Raw genomic sequence first — 14,862 nt, 5'->3', positions numbered from 1 at the left:
CGCAGCTCAAGCGGCGCCTACCACCCCGTAGTGCATCAGGCGCTCGTAGCGGTTGCTGAGGAGCTTGCCCTTGTCCTGGCCTAGTAACTGACCGAGGTGGCTCTGCAGCCGCTGGTCCAGCTCCCGGAAGACGGCTTCGGGGTCGCGCTGGGCACCGCCCAGGGGTTCCGGCACCACCTCATCCACCAGACCCAGTCCGTGCAGCCGGCGTGCGGTGATGCCCAGGTTGTCGGCGGCGGTCTCCGCCTGGGCCGCGTCCTTCCAGAGGATGGAGGCGCAGCCTTCGGGAGAGATGACGGAATAGACGCTGTATTCCAGCATCAGCAGGCGGTCTGCGACACCGATGGCCAAGGCACCGCCGGAGCCCCCCTCACCGATGACCGTGGCAAGAATCGGTACGCCAAGATCGGACATCACCGCCAGATTACGGGCAATGGCCTCACTCTGACCCCGCTCTTCGGCACCGATGCCGGGATAGGCGCCGGGCGTATCGATGAAGGTAAAAAGGGGCAACTGGAAGCGCTCGGCGAGGCGCATGAGGCGCAGGGCCTTGCGATAACCTTCCGGGCGGGGCATGCCGAAATTGCGCTGGATCTTTTCCTTGGTGTCGCGGCCCTTCTGCTGACCGATCCAGACGATACCGTGACCGTGGAAGCGGGCGAGGCCACCGACGATGGCGGGATCGTCGGCGTAAGCGCGATCGCCTGCCAGCATCTGCACATCCTCGAAGAGCGCCGCGACGTAATCCAAGGTGTAGGGCCGCTGTGGATGCCGCGCCACCTGCACGGTCTGCCAGGCACTCAGCTTGCTGTAGATTCTTTGCAGTTCCTTGCGTGCCTTCACTTCGAGGCGACGGATATCCTCCTCGATACCCGGCTGGTTCAGGGCACGCAGCTCTTCTACCTTGCCTTCCAGCTCTGCGACACTCTGCTCAAAATCCAGGTAACTGGTCTTCATGGGCACTCCTTCATGGCCTAGCGTTTTTTGGGTCGCAGCGGCGACGTCCAACCCTCAGGCCGGCCGCCGCCGCAGGGCGCGACCTTGTTCCAAGGAGACGACATTGTCCACGAGCTTGCCGACGGGCGCAAAACGCCACCGCCAGGATTCCACCGGTGCGAGCTCCGCGAGCCGGCTGAGGACCGTCTCCGAGGCAGCGATGTACCAGTTCTCATCCGGCTCCAGAACGACCTCGATGCCATCGGGCAGGGGCAGGCACAGCCGCAGACGCAACGATCCTCGCTCCGTACCGAGGCAGGACGCCAGCTGAGCCGCAGAGGTCCCTTCCCGCAGCCGACACTCCAGTTCCTCCGCCAGCAGGGCGCGCGCCTCATCCAGGGCCAGCAGCCGCTGCGCGGTCAGGCGCAAACTGCCGGAATAGTTGTCCTCGCCGACCTCACCCAGCACCAGCAGGGGGGCATCGCCTTCGCCACGATATTCGGCACGCTGCCAGGTCTCGGCAAAGACGACCACGTCGCAGCGTCCCGCCTCATCCTCCAGGGTGAGAAAATAGATGCGATCACCGCGTTTGCTGCGGGTGCTACGTCGTCCGACGACAATCCCGGCCACCAGCACCAGGCCGCTAGCCGCCGTGAGGGCACCCAGCTCCTGCGCCCCCATGGCGGTCAATTGCGCGCGATGCTCCACCAGAGGGTGGCCGCTGAGGTAGAAGCCCAGGGTTTCCCGCTCGCGCTGCAGGCGCTCGATCCCGGTCCAGGCTGGAGCTTCCTGCCACGGAGGAGCCGTGGGCTGCTCTTCCGGACCACCCAAGAGAGAAATCTGCTGACTGTCGCGGGCTTCGCGCGTCTGGGCAGCAGCCTCCAGGAAGGTATCCAGAGATGCCAGGAGGTACTCCCGCGACGGACCGACTTCGTCCAGGGCCCCAGCCTTGATGAGGGCTTCCAGGGCTCGGCGATTGAGCCGCTGCAGGTCGACCCGGCAGAGAAAATCGAAAAAGTCGCGGAAAGGTCCGTCGGAATCCCGCGCGGCAACGATGGCCTGCACGGCGCTGCGGCCCAGTCCCTTGATAGCCCCGAGTCCAAAACGAATGCCCTCGGCCACTGGCAGGAATTCCAGGGCGCTGTGCTGCACCGATGGCGGTAGAATGGCCAGACCCATGCGCCGACACTCACCAATCATGGCAACGATCTTGTCGGTGTGATCCATGTCGGCGGTGAGCACCGCCGCCATGAAGTGGCTCGGGTAGTGGGCCTTGAGGTAGGCGGTCTGGTAGGAAACCAGGGCATAGGCAGCGGAGTGCGACTTGTTGAAGCCGTATTCCGCAAATTTTTCCATGAGGTCGAAGATGGCGCCGGCCTGATGGGGATCGATCTGGCGTCGCGCCGCGCCTTGCAGGAATATCTCCCGCTGTTTGGCCATCTCCTCGGCCTTTTTCTTGCCCATGGCGCGCCGCAGGATATCGGCGCCGCCCAGAGAGTAGCCGGCCAGGATCTGGGCGACTTGCATCACTTGCTCCTGATAGACCATGACGCCGTAGGTCTCGGCCAGAATCGCCTTGAGATCGGGGTGCGGATAGCTCACCGCCGCGCGGCCATGCTTGCGCGCGATGAAATCGTCGACCATGCCCGACTGCAAGGGGCCAGGACGAAAGAGCGCCACCAAGGCGATGATATCGCCGAAGTTGTCGGGCTGCAGGCGACGCAGCAGATCGCGCATGCCCGAGGACTCCAGTTGGAAGACGGCGACGGTGTGGGTCGACTTGAGCAAGGCGAAGGTCGCGGCGTCGTCCAATGGGATACGCTGCAGATCCAAAGGTGGCTCGCCCCTCTGCGCGCGGGCCCGGTTGATACCCTTGAGGGCGATGTCGAGGATGGTGAGGGTGCGCAGGCCGAGAAAGTCGAATTTGACGAGGCCCATCTTTTCCACGTCGTCCTTGTCCAGCTGGGTGACGTTGCCGCTGCCCTCCGTCGCATCGCTGAACAGCGGCAGGCGGTCCGCGAGGGGCTCCGGACTGATGACCACGCCGCCGGCGTGGGTGGATGCGTGGCGTGGCCGCCCCTCCAGCCGCAGGGCGATGTCCAGAAGCTCACGCACGTCGTCCTCTTCGGTCTGCCGTCGGCGCAGCTCCTCCGACTCCTCCAGGGCCCGCGCCAGGGTCATGCCCAGATCTCCCGGCACCAGCTTGGCCAGCTGATCGACGAAACCGTAGGGGAGGTTGAGCACGCGACCGACGTCGCGGACGACGGCGCGGGCCTTCATGGTGCCAAAGGTGATGATCTGCCCCACGCGTTCCCGCCCGTATTTCTCGGCGACGTACTGGATCACCCGATCCCGCTGGTCCATGCAGAAGTCGACGTCGAAATCCGGCATGGAAACCCGCTCGACATTGAGAAAACGCTCGAAGAGCAGGCCATAAGCCAGGGGATCCAGATCGGTGATGCGCAGCGCGTAGGCGACCAGCGAGCCGGCGCCAGAGCCGCGCCCGGGCCCCACGGGCACATCGTGGTCCTTGGCCCACTGGATGAAGTCCGCAACGATGAGGAAGTAGCCGGGGAAACCCATCTGGCGGATGACATCCACTTCCCGCAGCAGCCGCTCGCGGTAAGGGGTCGCCGCAGCGCCATCGATTCCCAAGGCCGCAAGGCGCTCCTCCAGGCCGCGCTCTGCCTCCTTCTGAAAGTATTGATCGATGGGGCTGCCGTCGGGGGTCGGATAATCCGGCAAGGCATATTTGCCTAAAGTAAGCTCGACATTGCAGCGCTTGGCGATCTCTAAGGTGTGGATGCAGGCCTCGGGCAGATCGCGGAATCGCTCCAGCATCTCCGCTGGCGATGCCAGGCGATGCTCCGGATTGAAGCGACGCGGACGCCGTTCGTCGTCCAGGGTATAGCCGGCGGCGATACACTGGCGGGCATCAAAGGCCTTGAAGTCTTCTGCATCGAGAAAATGGGCGTTATTGGTGGCCACCACCGGCAGATCCAGTGCACAGGCCAGCTCCACCGTCGCTGCCACCAAAGCCTCCTGCCCTGGCTCGCCATTGCGTTGCAGTTCCAGATAGAAGGCGTCTGGGAACCATTGGGCATAACGCTGGGCCCACTGGCGAGCCTGTTCCGGCTGATGCTGGAGCAGGGCACGGCCAACATCACCACGGGCCGCGGCGGATAGAGCGATGAGGCCATCCGTGTGGCCCTCCAGCCAGTCTCGCTGCAACTGCGGTCGGCCGTGCTGCAGACCTTCGAGATAAGCCCGACTCAGGAGTCGACTGAGATTGCGAAAGCCTTGGCGATTCCGGCAGAGCAAGACCAGGCTGCTGGGATCCTCGGGCTGATCCGGCTGACACAGCCAGACCTCGCTGCCGATGATGGCCTTGACTCCGGCGTTGCGTGCAGCCTCGTAGAATTTGACCAGGGCAAAGAGGTTGCCGTGATCGGTGACGGCAATGGCGGGCATGCCCCAATCCACACATCGGCGGATCAGGGCCTTGATGGGGATGATGCCATCCTCCAAGGAATATTCGGAGTGCACGTGTAGATGGACGAAACCGCAGTGGCTCATGCGTTCCTCGTGAGTGCCGCCACCGGCGCAAAGCCACGCCGATGGATGAGGCTCGGACCCAGCCGTTGCAGCGCGGCGAGGTGCAAGGGCGTGGGATAACCGCGGTGCTGGGCAAAGGCATAGCCCGGCAGATGCCGATCCAGGGCATCCATTTCCGCATCCCGCGCTGTTTTCGCGAGGATACTGGCTGCTGCAATGGCATCCAGACGGCTATCGCCTTTCACCAGAGTCTCCGCGTGCCAGTGGGGCAGCGCCCGGTTGCCATCCACCGCTACCCGCCAGGGGCCCGGCGGCAGAGCCTGCAGGGCACGGTCCATGGCCCGCAAGGTGGCCTGCAGGACATTGTAGCGTTCTATCTCCCAGCTGCCAGCCCAGGCGATGGACCAGGCCTTCGCCTCGGCACGGATCTGCCGGGCCAGGTGTGCACGCCGCGCCGGGCTGAGCTTCTTGGAGTCGGCAAGGCCCGGCAGCGGCCGCGCCAGAATCACCGCCGCCACCGTCACCGGGCCTGCCAGGGGACCGCGCCCTACCTCATCGAGGCCCACCCAACCGCAACCGCGGTGCTCCAGCTCAGGCATGGACCGGCCCCAGAACCGCCCGCAGGGCGTCGGCAATGGCCGCATCGTCGTCCCCCTGCAATTTTTCCGGAAGCGCCGATAGGGCCTCGCGCTGCGCGGCCCCAGCCGGACCCAGCAGCCGCTCCAGTTCCGCCGCCACGACCTCGGGACGAAAGTCGTCCTGTAGATACTCCGGGTAGATTCTCCGCTCCAGAAGGATGTTGGGCATGGCCACGAAGGGTACCCGGACCAGCCGCCGCGCCAGCCAATAGGTGATAGGCTGCATGGCATAGACCACCACCGCCGGTCGGCGCATGAGCGCCGTTTCCAGAGTCGCCGTCCCCGATGCCACCAACACGAGGTCGGCAGCGGCCAGCAGCGTCAGGCTCTGGGCCAGCACCAGACGGATGCCGCTCTCATCGCCCAAGGCCGCCTGCCACAGTGGTAGGAGATCCTCACGCGCCAAGGCAACGGCCACCTCCACCTGCGGCCGCTGCTGGCGCAGGCGTCTCGCCGTCTCCACCATGGCCGGTGCCAGGCGTCGCAATTCCGTGCGCCGGCTGCCGGGAAGCAGGGCCAGCAACGGTACATCGGCGGCGATACCCAGGGCGGCCCGCGCTGCTTCCCGACTGGGAGCCGCCGCACATTGCGCGAGCAGCGGGTGAGGCAAAACCTGCACGGGGATACCTGCCTCGGCGTAGAGCGGGCGCTCGAAGGGAAAGAGCACCAGCATGCGATCGATGCGTTCGCGCATCTTGGCGATGCGGCCCGCCCGCCACGCCCAGATCTGCGGCCCTACCACGTAGAGCACCGCAATACCCAGGGATTTGGCCAGGCGCGCTACGCGCAGATTGAAGGCCGGATGGTCGATGAGCACCACCGCCTGTGGCCGTTCCTCGCGCAGCACCGTCTCGATGCGCGCATACAGCCGACGCAGGGCACCGTAGTGGCGCAACACCTCGACGATCCCCATGATCGCCAGCACCTCACCATCGGCTACGGGACGCACACCCGCCTCGCGCAGCCGCGGTCCGACTACCCCGGACCAGTCCAGCTGGAGCCCCGCCGCCTCGGCACGGCGCAGGATATCGAGCCCCAAGGTTTCCCCCGAGCGCTCCACCGCCACCAGGAAAACCGGGGTCCCCATCCTCAGGCCTGCAGGTGGGCGCGGATCACCGTGGCGATACGTTCCACCTGCTCGGGCTGCAGCTCCGGGAACATGGGCAAGGAGAGCACCGTCGTGCTGAGGCGTTCCGCCACCGGGCAGGAGGCGGGGGCGAGATCGGCAAAGGCCTGCTGGCGGTGACCCGGGATGGGATAGTAGATGGCGCTGGCGATACCGGCGGCCTGTAGAGCCGCGCGCAGGGCATCACGGTCCCGCACCTGGATGGTGTACTGATGATAGACGTGGTTCTGACCGGCGGGCACCTCCGGCAGCCGCAGATCCAGATCGGCTAGAGCCTCACCGTAGTAGCCCGCAGCCCGCTGGCGGCCACGGGTGTAGTCGTCGATGTGGGCAAAGAGCTCTCGCAGGATCAGGGCCTGGATCTCATCGAGGCGGCTGTTGTAACCCAGCACCTCGTGCTGGTAGGTCTGCCAGGATCCGTGATTGCGCAGACCCCGCAGGCGGCGGGCCAGTTCGGCATCGTCCGTGACCACCATCCCGCCATCGCCGGCGCCGCCCAGATTCTTGCTGGGGAAAAAGGAAAAGCAGGCCAGGCGACCGAAGCTCCCCAGCTTGCGCTCGCCCAAGGTGGCGCCCAGGGACTGGGCGCAATCCTCGATGACCTCCAGACCGTGGGCCGCGGCCAGCTCCAGGAGCACCGGCATATCGGCGCCGAGGCCATAGAGGTGGACGGGAATGATGGCCCGCGTGCGCGGCGTGATGGCGGCTGCCACCGCCTCGGGCTGGATGCGATAGTAGCGGTCGTCGACATCGACGAAGACAGGGGTAGCGCCGACGTAGCGCACGGCCTCGGCGGTGGCGATGAAGGTGAAGGTGGGAACGATGACCTCATCCCCCGGACCGATGTCCAGGGCGCGCAACGCCAACATCAGGGCATCGGTGCCCGAGGCACAGCCGACCCCATGCCGGACACCGATGAAGGCGGCGATCTCCGCCTCCAGCGCTCGCCCGTGCTCCCCCAGAATGAAGCTCGCCCCCTCCAGGATCGCGCCAATACCCGCCAGCATGGCTTCCTTCAGCGGCGCATAATGTTGGCGCAGATCCACCATGGGAATGGGCGCCGGATCGGCCGGCGATACCATTTTCTTCACTGCTCCGGACACTATCCTGCCTCCTCACCCTGCAAAAAGGTCTCTACGGCGGCCCGCACGCCCAAAGCCGCGGCAAGGGCGAGTCGGCCCTCGCGGGCACTGCACAGAGCCATCTCACGCCCCAATACCGCCCCCAGAAAGTTCCGTACCTCGAACTCCAGAGCATCCTCCGCTGGCAACTCCAGTACCTGCTCCGCTACCCCGGGGATACCAGGGACGGAGCCACCGCCGCGTTCCACCAGGCGCAGTTGCCGCGCCATGAAGTCGACGGAAGCGTAACGATCCTCCCAGAAAATCCGCATCCTGCGCACCGGCTCCCGTACCACCCGTGAGGCCGCGAGATTGGCCACGGCACCGCTGTCCAGAGTCACCCAGGCATTGGCCATGTCGGCCTTATCCGTCACCGCTGCCACGCCCACGGCGCGGATGTCCTGGAGGGCCTCGCCGCTGAGCCAGAGCGTGAGATCCAGGTCGTGAATCATGAGATCCATGATGACATCGATGTCCAGAGAACGGGGCTTGAAGGGAGCAAGGCGCTCCGCTTCCAGATAACGAGGGGCGCCAAAACCGCGCTCGCGTAGGGTGCGGATGGCCGGATGCGCCCGTTCGATGTGGCCTACCGCCAGCACTTTTCCCACTCGGGCGGCAAGTTCCTCCAGGTACTCAGCTTCGGCCAGGTCCAAGGTGAAGGGTTTCTCTACCAGACAATGCACGCCGGCATTCAAGGCCGCCGTGGCTACCTGGCAATGGGTCGAGGTAGGCGTCGCGATGGAGATGGCGTCCACCTGCGCCAGCAGTGCCTCGAGACTGGGGAAGGCAATACAGCCCAGTTCCGCCGCTACCGCCGCCGCGCGCTCGGGGTCCTGATCGAAAACCCCTTGCAGGTCGGAGCAGGCCGCGTACTTCTGGGCGTGAAAGCGACCGAGGTGACCCACTCCCACCACCGCCGTGCGCAGCGCCTTCATGGCCGCGTGATACCCCGCTGCGTGGCCCGCAGAAAGGCTAGGAGGTGGGCGATTTCCGGGGCATCGAGGCCGCGCCTCTCCAGCTCCTCCATGGCCTCCTCCAGACGCTGCCCGGAGCGGAACAGCACCCGATAGGCGCGTTTGATCTGCAGGATGGTCTCGCGCGGAATGCCGCGTCGCGCCAGCCCGCGGACGTTGATACCGTGCAGGCTGGCGTGATTGCCCGCCGCCATCATGTAAGGCGGCACGTCCAGCGGCGCCATGGTCCCACCCCCGAGGATGGCATGCGCCCCTACTCGGGCAAATTGGTGGACGGCCGACAGTCCGCCGAGAATGGCATAATCCTCGACGCGGACATGCCCCGCCAAGGTCGCCGCATTGGCCATGACCACGTGATTGCCGATCTGACAGTCGTGGGCCACGTGACAGTAGGCCATGAAGAGATTATGGTCGCCGATGCGGGTCACCCCGCCGCCCTTGACCGTGCCACGGTTGATGGTCACGAATTCGCGAAAGGTATTGTGTTCGCCGACGACGAGCTCCGTCCGCTCGCCGCGATAGCCGAGATCCTGAGGAGCGCTGCCGATGGAGGCAAAAGGGTGGATGCGATTGTGGGCACCGATACGGCAAGGTCCCTCGATCACGGCATGCGCACCGATCCAACAGTGCGCGCCGAGTTCCACATCGGCGCCGATCACCGCAAAGGGACCCACCTCACAGTCGGCACCGAGACGGGCAGAGGGGTCGATGGCCGCCTGGGGGTGGACGGCCGCGGTCATGCGTCGCGCTCGCGCAGGGTGGCCATGAGCATCGCCGATGCGACCAGGGTATCGCCCACCCGCGCCATGGTCTGCATCTGCCACATGCCACCACGACGGCGACTGACCTCCGCAAGCAGGATCAGCTGATCCCCCGGAACCACGGGTTTGCGAAAACGCGCCTTGTCGATACCGGCAAAGTATACCGCTTCGTTTTCGCCGTATTTCCCCTCAGAGACGAAGGCGAGGAGAGCCGCGGCCTGCGCCAGAGCCTCGATAATCAGTACTCCGGGCATGACCGGGAAATCCGGGAAGTGGCCCTGGAAGTAGGGCTCGTTGATCGTGACGTTTTTCAGCCCCCGCAGATAGCGATTCGGCTCCAGTTCCTCCACACGATCCACCAGCAGGAAAGGGTAGCGGTGAGGCAGGCGTTTCAGAATCTCACGAACATCCAGTTGCACCATCAGTCGTCACTCTCCTCCCGGTGGGCCGAAGCGCGGGCAGCCGCCGTCTTCTCCCATTGCTTGAAGCGTTGCGCAAACTCCTCCAGGGCGTCGAAGCGCGCCACCAAGCGCCGCCAGCGCCGGACTGGGCGGGCGGGCAGCACCCCCGAATACACCCCCGGCGTGCGCAGATCGTGGGTGATGGCACTCTGGCCCGCGATGATGCAGCCATCGGCGATGCGGATATGGCCCGCGAAGCCTACCTGACCGCCGATGCGGCAGTGGGCACCGATAGTGGTACTGCCCGACACTCCCGTCTGTCCGGCAATGACCGTATGCTCGCCGACGGTGACATTATGACCAATCTGCACCAGATTATCGATCTTGACGCCGTCGCCGATGACGGTATCGGCCATCACCCCACGGTCGATGCAACTGTTGGCACCGATCTCCACGCCACGCCCAATGCGCACCCCGCCGATATGCGGAATCTTGACGTAGGCATCCCCGTCCGGGGCAAAGCCAAAGCCATCGGCGCCGATGACGGCATTGGCGTGAATGGTGCAATCCGGCCCGATCTCACAACCTGCGTAGACCTTCACGCCCGGAAAAAGGTGACAACCTGCGCCCAGTCGTACCCCCGCACCAAGAACCACGCCCGTTTCCAGCCAGCAACCGTCCTCAACGATGGCCCCCGCCGCCACCCGCACTCCCGCTTCGATGCAGGCACCAGGGTGCACGCGGGCGTCGCTGGCAACCCAGGCTCCCGCCTCCACCCCGGGCACCGGCCGGGTCACCGGGTAGAGGTGCTGCAACACGCGCGCGAAGCTTGCATAGGGATTGCTGCTGATCAGCGCATGACCGCCGTAGAGCCCAACCTCCTGCTCCCTCAGAATGAGCGCGCCGGCACGGGTCTCGCGCAGAATCTGGGGTGAGCGGGGAGGCTGATAAAAACTCAGGTCTTGGGGTCCGGCCTCTTCCAGGGGTGCCACCCCCTTTACCAGGAACCGACCGTCGCCTCGCAGTTGCGCCTTGGCCACCTGCGCCAATTCACCCAGACTGAGGGACGGAGCAGCTGGCCTACTCATATCACTTCCGGTCACCCTTGCCCGCGGGTTGCTTCTCCATGGCCGCCACCACCTGCTGGGTCAGATCGATGGCGCCATTGACGTAGAGCACGGACTTGTCGTTGAGAATGAGGGTGTAGTGGCCGGCCTGACCGATCTGGCTGACCACTCGCACCAGGCGGTTCTGAATCTTCTCCAGGATCTCGTTGCGCTGTACGCTGATCTCATCCTGAGCCTTGCGCTGATACTTCTGCAGGTTCATGACCATGGCCTGCAGCTGCGCCTCCTTCTCTTGGCGCTGCGCATTGCTCAGCTTGGGGAAATCTTTTTCCAGGTTGCGCTGAAAAATGTCGATCTCCTGTCGCTTGGCCTCGATCTCCTTTTGTCGCGCCTCGATCTGACGATTGAGGTTGGCCGCACCCGCCTGGGCCTCGGGCAGCTCGCGCAGCGCCTTGTCGAGGTCCACGAAGCCTATCTTGATGCCCTCCGCCACCCCGTTGGGCGCCCAGACGCACAGCAGCAACGCCGGGACGAGCAGCCAGAGCCGGTTTCCACGCATCCTCACCCGCATGATCAGAAGGCGTTTCCTACGGTGAACTGGAGCGGCTGGGTCAGATCACCCGGCTTCTTGTCGAGAGGAATGGCCAGGGACAGACGCAAGGGACCCAGAGGGCTGATCCACAGAAAACCTACACCCGCCGTGGTGCGGAGGTTGCCGAGGCTCGGGAAGTAATTGTTGGTGTATTGGAAGTTACCCGCGGAATTGGCACTCACGCCATAGACCCAACCGCTGGCCACGAAGAGATTCATGCGAAAATTCTTGTTGTCCTGCAGGCCCGGCAGCGGGAAGTACAGGTTGGCATCCAGCAGCAGTTCGCGCGTACCACCTACGGGGTAGCCATCGATCTGCGGACCCAGGGCGTAGGTTTGATAGCCCGGCAGGGTCGTCGGCCCACCCAGATAGAAGTTGTCGAAGAAAGGCACCGGCTTGCCCGAATAGCTGTTGATGAAGCCGTACCGCGCACCCAGTCCTCCCGACAGCCAGGAGGTGAAGGGGTGATAGTAATTGGCTTTGATCTCAGCCTTGTAGAAGCGCAATTTGCCCGGCGGCACCGCTGCCTTCAAGGACAGGCTACCGTACACGCCTTTGGTGGGGAAGATGGGCGAATTGGTGCTGTTGTAGACGAGATCGTTGCCCAGGGTAATGGAATTGGCAGAATTCCCATATAGGTCGATGTAGTTCTGATACAGCGGATAATTGGCGCCGTTCTGCAGGTTGATGTTGGTGTGGTCAAAACCCAGGGTCATGTAGTCGTAGACGTATTCCAGCACCGGAATACCCAGGGTTACGGAAGCACCGTAGTCGATCTCCCGATAAGGCGCAATGGCCAGGGTCGACAGATTAGTGTCGTTCCGATACAGGTTGAAGCCCAGGCTGATACCATCGGGCGTGAAATAGGGGTTGGTAAAGGACAGGTTGTAGGCCGTGCCCAGACCGCCGACATTGGCAGAGAAGGACAGCGCATTGCCGGTGCCCATGAAGTTATTCTGACTGATGGAGCCGTTGAAAAGGAAACCCTCGGCATTGGAGTAACCCACGCCCACACTGAAACTGCCCGTCGGCCGTTCGCTGACATGGACGTCCAGGTCCAGCTCGTCCGGGTGGCCCGGCACCGGCACGGTCTTGGTCTCCACCTTGTCAAAGAAACCGGTCTGCTGCAGGCGCAGCTTGGAGCGATCGATGAGCTCCCGGTTGTAGAGCGCGCCTTCCATCTGGCGGAATTGACGACGGATCACATAATCCCGGCTCTTGTCGTTGCCGCTGATCTCGATGCGCCGGATGTAGACGCGATTGCCGGGATCCACCTGAAAATCGATGGCCACCTCGTGTTTTTTCTCATCCACCTCGGGCACTGGAGTCGTATTGGCGAAGGCATAGCCGTAATCGCCCAGCTTTTCCGCAATGGCCTGGTTGGTGTCATTGATGCGTGCCCGCGAGAAACGCTCACCAGGCTTGATTTCCACCAGCTTCTCCAGCTCCTTGCGCGGGAGCACGAGATTGCCGGTCAGACTCACCTTGCTGATGCGGTAGACCGGGCCTTCATGGATATTGACGGTGATATAGACGTAGCGACGGTTGGGCGTAACCTGAACCTGGGACGACTCGATGGCAAAATTGAGATATCCGCGGTCGAGGTAAAAGTCGTGTAATTTCTCCAGACTTTTTTCCAGTTTCTCTCGCGAGTAGCGATCGTTCTTGGTAAAAAAGGAAAAAGCATCGGGCGCACCGATGGAGAAGAGCCCACGCAGACGACTCTCACTGAAGGCATGATTCCCGACAATGGTCACCTGTTTTATGCTGGCCTGTTCGCCCTGGTGCACATCGATATCGATAGCTACACGGTTACGTGGCAGTTTTTCTACGTGGGTCGTGATCTTGGCGTTGTAGTAGCCCATGCCCTCGTATTGCTGCTGCAAACCCTGCACCACCTGGTCGAGGACTGCGCGGTTGAAAATGTGCCGCTCCTCCAGACCGATACCCTTGAAGGTACTCTGCAGTTCGTCCTTGGAGAACGCCTTGATACCCTTCGTGCGAATGCTTGCGATGATCGGCCGCTCCTTGACCACCACCAGAAGGTCGTCGCCAGCGCGGGCGATGGTGACATTCTGGAAAAAACCGGTGGAGTAGAGTTCCTTGATGGCCTGTTGCGCCTTCTGGTCGTCCACGGTCTCACCGATGTGGATCGGTAAATAGTTGTAGACTGTACCCGGCGCGATATGCTCCAAGCCACGGATCTCGATATTCTTGACGGTAAAGGGCGAGAAGGCCAGGGCGGGTACCGCCCAGACACTGCCGACTACCGCCACAGTTGCGACAAGGGCGCTGGAGGCTTGAGGTACGAGGCTGATTTTTTTCACGGTTTCAACAGTCTCAGAATATCGTTGTAGAAGGCGAAGGACATGAGCATCAGAAGCAGCACTATACCGATCATCTGCGCTTTTTGCACCACCGCCGCCGACAAGGGCCTGCCCATCACCATCTCCACCGTGCAAAAAAGCAGATGCCCGCCATCCAGGACGGGAATGGGCAGCAGATTGAGCACACCCAGGCTGATGCTGATGAGTGCCAGAAAGCCGAGATAGGGTGCCAGACCAGCGGCGAAGCTCGCACCCGCCGCTTCGGCTATACCGATGGGACCGCTGATGTTGCTGGGTGACACCCGACCCGAGATCATCTGCCCGAGCATCTCCACCGTCAGAACCGACATGGTCCAGGTCTGACGCGCGCCGTAGACCACAGCGGCCAGCGGACCCCGCTCCTTGCGCACGATGAGATCCGCCGGCAGCGGCGCCATGACGATACCGATCCGTCCCTGGGGGTGTCCTTCGGCATCGAGCACGTACTCGGTGGTCAAGGAACGCTCCTGCGTCACCCCCCGCTGCTGAAATCGCAGCAGAATCCGCTGATGCGGATGCGCCTCGATGCGCCGGGCCAGGTCTTGCCAACTGAATACCGGCCGACCGTCTACCGCCAGGATACGATCGCCGGGCTGGAGTCCGGCCTTGGCTGCCGGACTATCGGTCTGCACTGCGCCCACCAACGGCGGTAGATAGGGACCCAGCCCCATGGTCTTTTCCACGAAGCCGGGGCCGACACTGTCTGGGGGCAGTTTCCGCAGCGACAGCGTACGCAGCTCCGTCCTGCCCCCGGGGCTGCGCACGCGCAGTTGCAGGCGCTCACCGGACACTGCCGCGGCCAGGAGATCCATACGCAAATCCTCCCAAGTATCGACAGCATGTCCGTCGACGGCCAGAATCCGGTCACCGGCCACCAGACCGGCGCGCTGTGCGAGACCACCTGGGCTCACCGTGCCGACGATGGGCGCAAGACCCGGGATACCGATGAGCGCCACCCCCGTATAGGCCACCACAGCCAGCACGAAGTTGGCCGCGGGCCCAGCCAGAGCAATGAGAAATCGCCTTGCTGGTGGCAACTGATCGTAGGCTCGGGCCCGCTGCTCCGGTGGCAGCTCGGACCCGTCCTGCTCCCCCAGCATCTTCACGTAGCCCCCTAGAGGGAAGGCGGCGATGACGTACTCGGTGTCCTCGGGACTGCGTTGCCAGCGCAGCAGCGGTTTGCCAAAGCCGACACTGAAACGCAGGACCTTGACCCCCATGGCCCGCGCCACCCAGAAGTGGCCGGATTCGTGCACCAGAATCAGCAGACCGATGGCGATGACGAAGGCCAGCAGGGTCAGCAACAGGCCCATGAACGTCGATCG

Annotated in this window: 12 protein-coding genes; all 12 read right to left on the bottom strand. The window is 63.7% G+C overall.

Annotated features, from left to right (window positions below; translation table 11 throughout):
• Window positions 1-6: 6 nt before the first annotated feature.
• Genes Q0C23_RS02175 through rseP form a run of 12 tightly spaced genes read right to left on the bottom strand, consistent with a single transcriptional unit; the run spans window position 7 to window position 14,850 of the window.
• A complete protein-coding gene (locus Q0C23_RS02175; RefSeq protein ID WP_291510740.1) occupies window positions 7-957 on the bottom strand; it encodes an acetyl-CoA carboxylase carboxyltransferase subunit alpha in 951 nt (316 codons plus the stop codon).
• 54 nt (window positions 958-1,011) lie between these two features.
• Window positions 1,012-4,512, bottom strand: coding sequence for a DNA polymerase III subunit alpha (dnaE, locus tag Q0C23_RS02170; protein WP_291510739.1), 3,501 nt, complete (start codon window positions 4,510-4,512; stop codon window positions 1,012-1,014).
• Entirely contained in the window at window positions 4,509-5,090 is a 582-nt protein-coding gene (locus tag Q0C23_RS02165; RefSeq protein ID WP_291510738.1) for a ribonuclease HII, read from the bottom strand. Before Q0C23_RS02165 ends, dnaE begins: the two co-directional genes overlap by 4 nt.
• Complete coding sequence (gene lpxB, locus Q0C23_RS02160; RefSeq protein ID WP_291510737.1) at window positions 5,083-6,216, bottom strand: lipid-A-disaccharide synthase; 1,134 nt, start codon at window positions 6,214-6,216, stop codon at window positions 5,083-5,085. The genes Q0C23_RS02165 and lpxB overlap by 8 nt, the downstream gene beginning before the upstream one ends.
• 2 nt (window positions 6,217-6,218) lie before the next feature.
• A complete protein-coding gene (locus Q0C23_RS02155; RefSeq protein ID WP_291510771.1) occupies window positions 6,219-7,337 on the bottom strand; it encodes a DegT/DnrJ/EryC1/StrS aminotransferase family protein in 1,119 nt (372 codons plus the stop codon).
• Between the two features lie 20 nt (window positions 7,338-7,357).
• Window positions 7,358-8,311 carry a Gfo/Idh/MocA family oxidoreductase gene (locus tag Q0C23_RS02150; protein ID WP_291510736.1) on the bottom strand — a complete coding sequence of 318 codons (954 nt, stop codon included), beginning with the start codon at window positions 8,309-8,311 and terminating at the stop codon, window positions 7,358-7,360.
• Window positions 8,308-9,090, bottom strand: coding sequence for an acyl-ACP--UDP-N-acetylglucosamine O-acyltransferase (gene lpxA / locus Q0C23_RS02145; RefSeq protein ID WP_291510735.1), 783 nt, complete (start codon window positions 9,088-9,090; stop codon window positions 8,308-8,310). Before lpxA ends, Q0C23_RS02150 begins: the two co-directional genes overlap by 4 nt.
• Window positions 9,087-9,533, bottom strand: a complete 447-nt coding sequence (gene fabZ, locus Q0C23_RS02140) for a 3-hydroxyacyl-ACP dehydratase FabZ (RefSeq protein ID WP_291510734.1) — start codon at window positions 9,531-9,533, stop codon at window positions 9,087-9,089. Before fabZ ends, lpxA begins: the two co-directional genes overlap by 4 nt.
• Window positions 9,533-10,600, bottom strand: coding sequence for a UDP-3-O-(3-hydroxymyristoyl)glucosamine N-acyltransferase (gene lpxD, locus Q0C23_RS02135; protein ID WP_291510733.1), 1,068 nt, complete (start codon window positions 10,598-10,600; stop codon window positions 9,533-9,535). The genes fabZ and lpxD overlap by 1 nt, the downstream gene beginning before the upstream one ends.
• A 1-nt stretch (window position 10,601) precedes the next feature.
• Window positions 10,602-11,138, bottom strand: coding sequence for an OmpH family outer membrane protein (locus Q0C23_RS02130; RefSeq protein WP_291510732.1), 537 nt, complete (start codon window positions 11,136-11,138; stop codon window positions 10,602-10,604).
• Window positions 11,139-11,152: 14 nt separating this feature from the next.
• Window positions 11,153-13,498, bottom strand: coding sequence for an outer membrane protein assembly factor BamA (gene bamA / locus Q0C23_RS02125; RefSeq protein WP_291510731.1), 2,346 nt, complete (start codon window positions 13,496-13,498; stop codon window positions 11,153-11,155).
• Window positions 13,495-14,850 carry an RIP metalloprotease RseP gene (rseP, locus tag Q0C23_RS02120; protein ID WP_291510730.1) on the bottom strand — a complete coding sequence of 452 codons (1,356 nt, stop codon included), beginning with the start codon at window positions 14,848-14,850 and terminating at the stop codon, window positions 13,495-13,497. The genes bamA and rseP overlap by 4 nt, the downstream gene beginning before the upstream one ends.
• Between the last annotated feature and the right edge of the window lie 12 nt (window positions 14,851-14,862).

The organism is Acidithiobacillus sp. (assembly GCF_023256195.1).
Classification (GTDB): Bacteria; Pseudomonadota; Gammaproteobacteria; order Acidithiobacillales; family Acidithiobacillaceae; genus Acidithiobacillus_A.
Note: the sequence above shows the minus strand (reverse complement) of the source record. Positions and strands in the feature narration are given on the sequence as shown.

Coding starts and splice junctions, on each gene's coding strand:
- Q0C23_RS02175 (WP_291510740.1), bottom strand. CDS start 957: ATGAAGACCAGTTACCTGGATTTTGAGCAGAGTGTCGCAGAGCTGGAA.
- dnaE (WP_291510739.1), bottom strand. CDS start 4,512: ATGAGCCACTGCGGTTTCGTCCATCTACACGTGCACTCCGAATATTCC.
- Q0C23_RS02165 (WP_291510738.1), bottom strand. CDS start 5,090: ATGCCTGAGCTGGAGCACCGCGGTTGCGGTTGGGTGGGCCTCGATGAG.
- lpxB (WP_291510737.1), bottom strand. CDS start 6,216: ATGGGGACCCCGGTTTTCCTGGTGGCGGTGGAGCGCTCGGGGGAAACC.
- Q0C23_RS02155 (WP_291510771.1), bottom strand. CDS start 7,337: ATGGTATCGCCGGCCGATCCGGCGCCCATTCCCATGGTGGATCTGCGC.
- Q0C23_RS02150 (WP_291510736.1), bottom strand. CDS start 8,311: ATGAAGGCGCTGCGCACGGCGGTGGTGGGAGTGGGTCACCTCGGTCGC.
- lpxA (WP_291510735.1), bottom strand. CDS start 9,090: ATGACCGCGGCCGTCCACCCCCAGGCGGCCATCGACCCCTCTGCCCGT.
- fabZ (WP_291510734.1), bottom strand. CDS start 9,533: ATGGTGCAACTGGATGTTCGTGAGATTCTGAAACGCCTGCCTCACCGC.
- lpxD (WP_291510733.1), bottom strand. CDS start 10,600: ATGAGTAGGCCAGCTGCTCCGTCCCTCAGTCTGGGTGAATTGGCGCAG.
- Q0C23_RS02130 (WP_291510732.1), bottom strand. CDS start 11,138: ATGCGTGGAAACCGGCTCTGGCTGCTCGTCCCGGCGTTGCTGCTGTGC.
- rseP (WP_291510730.1), bottom strand. CDS start 14,850: ATGGGCCTGTTGCTGACCCTGCTGGCCTTCGTCATCGCCATCGGTCTG.